Origin of the sequence: Pseudomonas sp. 382 (assembly GCF_002759075.1) — a bacterium.
Classification (GTDB): domain Bacteria; phylum Pseudomonadota; class Gammaproteobacteria; order Pseudomonadales; family Pseudomonadaceae; genus Aquipseudomonas; species Aquipseudomonas vlassakiae.
The window spans coordinates 1-5,003 of the sequence record NZ_PEMX01000076.1; the positions used below are offsets into that span (position 1 = coordinate 1).

4 protein-coding genes are annotated in these 5,003 nt (G+C 53.2%); 3 read left to right on the forward strand and 1 reads right to left on the reverse strand.

Annotated features, from left to right (window positions below; genetic code table 11):
• Positions 1-334: 334 nt before the first annotated feature.
• Complete coding sequence (locus CQW31_RS30550) at positions 335-1,075, forward strand: hypothetical protein (RefSeq protein WP_212632754.1); 741 nt, start codon at positions 335-337, stop codon at positions 1,073-1,075.
• Here CQW31_RS30550 and CQW31_RS30555 read toward each other — a convergent pair.
• Positions 1,032-1,508 (reverse strand): DUF488 family protein, encoded by a 477-nt coding sequence (locus CQW31_RS30555; RefSeq protein WP_099816110.1) that lies wholly within the window; start codon positions 1,506-1,508, stop codon positions 1,032-1,034. The two genes, CQW31_RS30550 and CQW31_RS30555, sit on opposite strands and share 44 nt — an antisense overlap.
• Positions 1,509-1,805: 297 nt before the next feature.
• Between CQW31_RS30555 and CQW31_RS30560 the strand changes: the two genes are divergently transcribed.
• Both CQW31_RS30560 and CQW31_RS30565 read left to right on the forward strand, forming a co-directional pair.
• Positions 1,806-3,365: an anti-phage dCTP deaminase gene (locus CQW31_RS30560; protein ID WP_064491847.1), complete on the forward strand. Its 1,560-nt coding sequence runs from the start codon at positions 1,806-1,808 to the stop codon at positions 3,363-3,365.
• A gap of 39 nt (positions 3,366-3,404) precedes the next feature.
• Positions 3,405-3,638: a hypothetical protein gene (locus CQW31_RS30565; RefSeq protein ID WP_099816111.1), complete on the forward strand. Its 234-nt coding sequence runs from the start codon at positions 3,405-3,407 to the stop codon at positions 3,636-3,638.
• Positions 3,639-5,003: the final 1,365 nt, after the last annotated feature.

The following is a 5,003-nucleotide window of genomic DNA, read 5'->3' on the forward strand; positions in this document are numbered from 1 at the left end:
GAGGTGTTCTCGGCGGCTAGAAACACCGAAATGAGCTGGTTATCTGATCGTTTTTGATCGGTTTGCCGCTTTCAAAATCGGCGGAGGCTGAAGTCAGCCGGAAATGCATGGCTACTTCAGACCATCCTTAGCTGCCGAAGACAGCCGTTGTCCATCGACGGTGGTTGGCCAGAACAGAGCGATATCATATAGCCAGTTTATGCACTGATCGCTACAGTGGACGCCAGTACAACAAGGACGTGCCTGTATGAGAAGGAAAGCTCGCATACTCATCCTATGCAAAACATATCCGTCGCCCAGCGCAGCATATACGGAGACATCGTGCGTCGCCGGAATGGACGACGCAGGGAATCTGATTCGTCTCTATCCGGTTCCATTTCGCCTGGTCACTGATGATCAACAATTCTCAAAGTGGCAGTGGATCGAAGCCTTGATCGAAAAAAGCTCCAATGATCACCGACCGGAAAGCCATAAGATAGGCGTGGACACGATCGAGCTGCGCGACATCATTCCCACTTCGAAAGAGTGGAGTCAACGGAGGGGAATGCTGAGCAAGCTGCCCATCTACGACAGTTTTGACGCTCTCGAACAGGCACGGCTGAACTCCAACGTCACACTCGGGTTGATAAAACCTGAGCGGTTCACTGGCTTGGAAATCCGAAAAGCTGCGTCCGAAAGCTGGACTGATGCGGAGCTTGAAAAACTTGAGAGGATGCAGCGCCAGCCAGGTCTGTTCGATCAAGACGACGTCAAGGCCAGCATCAAACGGTTGGAGAAGGTACCCTTCGATTTCTACTACAGCTATGAGTCAGTAGTAGATGGCGAGGTGAAAGCTCATACGCACAAGATCGTAGATTGGGAAGCCAGCCAGCTGTACAGAAACATGCGCAGAACTCACGGCCCTCACGGATGGGAAGCGCCGTTCCGGCAAAAGCTGGAAGTTGATCTGCCAGGGAAAGATCTCATGCTTCTGATGGGAACAATTCACCGGTTTCCGCACCAGTGGCTGATCATCAGTCTGATTTATCCGCCTAAGCAACCGCCCGAAGCAAATCAGCAAATTTCTCTATTTTGAGAGGCAGATGCCGCGTTTCCAAGGCTGAGTCCAGCTCACTCGCGGCCTCGGCGATCAGACTACGGTGGCAAAAATTCGCGTCAGCCTCGTAGCAGACCATGCAAATGCGCTGGTCGGATGCATCAGCTGTTAGGTTCTCTAGGAGGTCCATCCGAGTCCGGATGTAAGCCCTGAAGTCACGCGCATAGACACCCCAATCACCATCGACTTTGTAGCGGTTTCGAATCGGCTTTGGGCAACCCAAAGGCGGGGAGTGCTCGTAGGCAATTCCTGCATCAGCCAGACACTGGGCAAAAGCCTTTTTTGAGAAACCAGGCTTTCGGGACAGAGGGTATTCTCGAACGTCCAGAACCTTGTCGATCTGAGCTTGCTTTAGACGAGCGATGAAGGCTTCGATAGACAACCCCTCATAGCCTGCGGTGTAGATCGCCATGTGAAATCTCCCAGCAGCTTCCTGCGGCTGTTATGCAAATTAATCAGAGACTATACCATTCTGCTTCTGCTGTGCCCCATGGACAATAGATGGGTGGCATCGCCGAGCCAGTACTCAGCTGAGCTGCAGTCGGTCGATCAACGAAGCGGGCTGTCTTGAAAAACGTGCAGGTAAGTGCCCGAGATTGGGGGTTGAAACGGCCGAAACGCCCTGACAATCCGTACGTCGTCAGGGTACACGGCGTTGATATCAGTATGCGATTATCCGTCTCCACGCTATCTACTCTAGGGACTGAAAATGGCTCAACCTGATTTCCGGCTTCGCCCATCAGCAAACAATGACCGCGATGGTCATTTCGATGACGTTGGCGCGATCAGCAAGACCATTACCCCAGAAATCGTTATCGCGTTGTGCGGACCCATGGGTACGCCCCTTCACGACGTAGCTAAGACGTTCAAGGATCTGCTCAAAGGAACGGATTACAACTACGAAACTGTGAACATCATTCGGCTAAGTGAGGATATTCGTCACCACAAGCAACTCGGAGATGAAAAGTCCATTTGCAAGCTGATCGAGGCCGGCAACGAGCTTCGTGCTGAACATGGCAACGAAATTCTGGCCCGGTTTGCGGTGAGACGGATCACGCTTGAGCGGGAAAGGGCTCAAAAGGCGTTCGAGGAAGCAAAACCTGCTGAGCTGGTAGAAGACGGCGCGGCAACCATACCGAAAGTGACCGTGCGTTACTGCCACATCATCGACTCGATCAAGCACATCGATGAGCTCAAGCTACTCCGCTCCGTTTACGGCGATATGCTTCAAGTTGTCGGGGTGTATTCGCCTATAGAAATGCGGATCGCCCGTTTGGAGCGCGCAAAAGGGCCAGAAGATCACATCCACGATTTGATTGATCGCGACTCTGGTGAGGAAATCGATCATGGCCAGCGCGTCGAAGACACCTTCCCCCAGGCCGACTTTTTCCTTCGAGTCGACAAGACCACGGACACCCATCGAAAGGGGCGCGTGAAGCGCTTCCTGGACCTCATGCTGGGCACGGTAATCGCAACGCCGACCTTGAATGAGAGGGCAATGTACGCAGCATTCTCTGCAGCTCGTAACTCTGCATGCCTGTCTCGCCAGGTCGGAGCCTCTATTACCAGCAGCGAAGGCGAAATTCTTGCTACTGGTTGGAATGATGTACCGAAAGCCTTTGGCGGCCTGTACCAAACTGAGACCTATGGCAGCTCTCCTGATGAGGATCGACGCTGCTGGAACCTGGATGGTGGCTTGTGCTCGAACGATCAGGAGAAACGGCTAATCTCGAATGCGATTGTGGACCTCCTTATCCAGGAGGGTCTGATCGACGTAGGGAAGCGAGATGCGGTTTACAAAATTATCCGCAAGAAATCGCAGCTAAAGAGCCTGATTGAGTTTTCACGAGCGGTTCACGCGGAAATGCATGCGCTTTTGAGCGCCGGTGCGACGGATGGAGGAAAAATTCGCGGCGGCAAGCTGTTCGTCACGACCTACCCCTGCCACTCCTGTGCTCGGCATATCGTGGCAGCTGGGGTTCGGGAGGTTTATTTCTTGGAGCCATACCGGAAGAGCCTTGCGACGAAGCTGCACGAGGATGCTATAACTGAAAACGAGAATGAGATGGAGAAGGTGCGAGTGATGCCGTTCGACGGTGTGGCGCCGGCGCGCTTCTTGAGATTTTTCTCGGCCCATCCAAAAGGTCGGAAAAACGCCGACGGCCATATGCACACCCGCGAAGCGCATCCCGTCGCCTCAGTGACGATGGAAGCGATTCCCACACTTGAATCTCTCATCGTACAAAGTCTATCCTCGCGCGGCATTTGAGATCACCCTGGCTGGAAGGCAGCCAAAACTGGAGCTTTTATGAAACCCGTCGATGAATCTGGCAACCCTGAACGTGAAGTGCAGATGGCCTTCTCATTCGAAGCGTTCGACGCTGGGGACCAGTCGCATCTACAAATGCCTTCGCTGATCAAGCCCGCCGCAGCCTACCCTCTGGCCGAAAGCAAGGTTGTCGCATTCCCGCAGCGAGCAATGTCCTCGGCCGACGCGGGGCTGATTGCTAGAGTCCTTCAGAGAACAAGGTACTTCGTCTAAAGCTGGAGTTACCGGTATCACATACCCACTCCAACGCACGGCCTGATTTCAAAGCGCCTGGTGAATCTCACCGGGCGTTCTTCATTTTGCCCGAGAGAAAACTGTCCACATTCCATGAAATGTGGACAGTTGATTTATCAAAAATTCACGATAGTCAAGGTATCCATCTGGCTAACACACCCTCCTGACGCCTCCGCCGAAGGTGTGTTGGCCGGATGGATACGAGAGAAAAGCTTAATTTCGCTGAGGAGCGTATTGAGGTCGAGCGCCGCCTAGCAAATATTCAGCGCTCAGCTCCTCCGTGCAACATCAAGCCAAAAAGCTCAACGACGCGCGGCTCAACTCCCCATTATGGAAACCCTGCCGGCCTCAGCACGGCAGGGGATAAAACTACGGATCGAGGCGATCGAGCATGTCCAGTACGCCGCTAAACAAGCGACCTACGCTGAACACACTGGCGAGCGCACACAGTCCTCGCCAGATACGGCGAAGCATAAGCTTCCAGCTCATTAGAGTTGGTCCCTTTGTGTGGAACCCGGCACCGCCGCCCCTACCGGTCAAGGCGACAGCTTACTGAAGGGATGTTCGACCGTTTCAGTACACCGAGTGTCTATGGTCCCCTTCATTGCCGGCACGTTTCTCAGGCGTGGTGAAGGGAGTCGAGCGCCCATCCGACAGGTGGTCGCTACGTTCGTCGCCGAGAATACCAAGCACTCTCAGCTGGTTACAAGTTTGCCGTGATAAGCGGTAAAATCTGCGAAAACATGCGTTATTGACGGCTTCGTCAAGTGTTTCGCCACATTCACAAATCCTCGCTTATCTTCTGTAATGCGTCCATGATGCGAGGCTAAGCAGCGAGGAATGCGCTTCGCTTTAGCGGCTAAATTCTTCGCTTGGTTGCACCATTAATTACGATTTAGCTATAGTCCTCACCGTTCGACTGTTTCAGTACGCCGCCGACGAACCTCTCAATTCGTTGGCTAAAAAGCCGCCCTCTCAAGGCGGCTTTTTTTTGCCCTAGGACTCAACGACTCCAGTTTCACCAATGCCCTTGGATCTGGTCATTGAGAGCATCAGGTTATCATGCGTACACTCAGACGCCTGTTACTGATCGGCGTGTTGGCAACCATACTGGTCGTCCAGACTGACTGACTCACCTCTAACCACGTAGGCCATGCTACCGCGCATTTCGCCGGAGATGATGAACGGGATCATTGCAAAAAATGCGATGATGGAGCGTAAGCGGCCAGCAAACACACCTTCAGAATCTCAGCATTAAGGGCGATGGTGTCCACCTAAAAATACGTGGACACCATCGCCCTTATCGCAAGGATCACCATGCGCCAGCGCACCTCTTATCCAAAA

Coding starts and splice junctions, on each gene's coding strand:
- CQW31_RS30550 (WP_212632754.1), top strand. CDS start 335: ATGGACGACGCAGGGAATCTGATTCGTCTCTATCCGGTTCCATTTCGC.
- CQW31_RS30555 (WP_099816110.1), bottom strand. CDS start 1,508: ATGGCGATCTACACCGCAGGCTATGAGGGGTTGTCTATCGAAGCCTTC.
- CQW31_RS30560 (WP_064491847.1), top strand. CDS start 1,806: ATGGCTCAACCTGATTTCCGGCTTCGCCCATCAGCAAACAATGACCGC.
- CQW31_RS30565 (WP_099816111.1), top strand. CDS start 3,405: ATGAAACCCGTCGATGAATCTGGCAACCCTGAACGTGAAGTGCAGATG.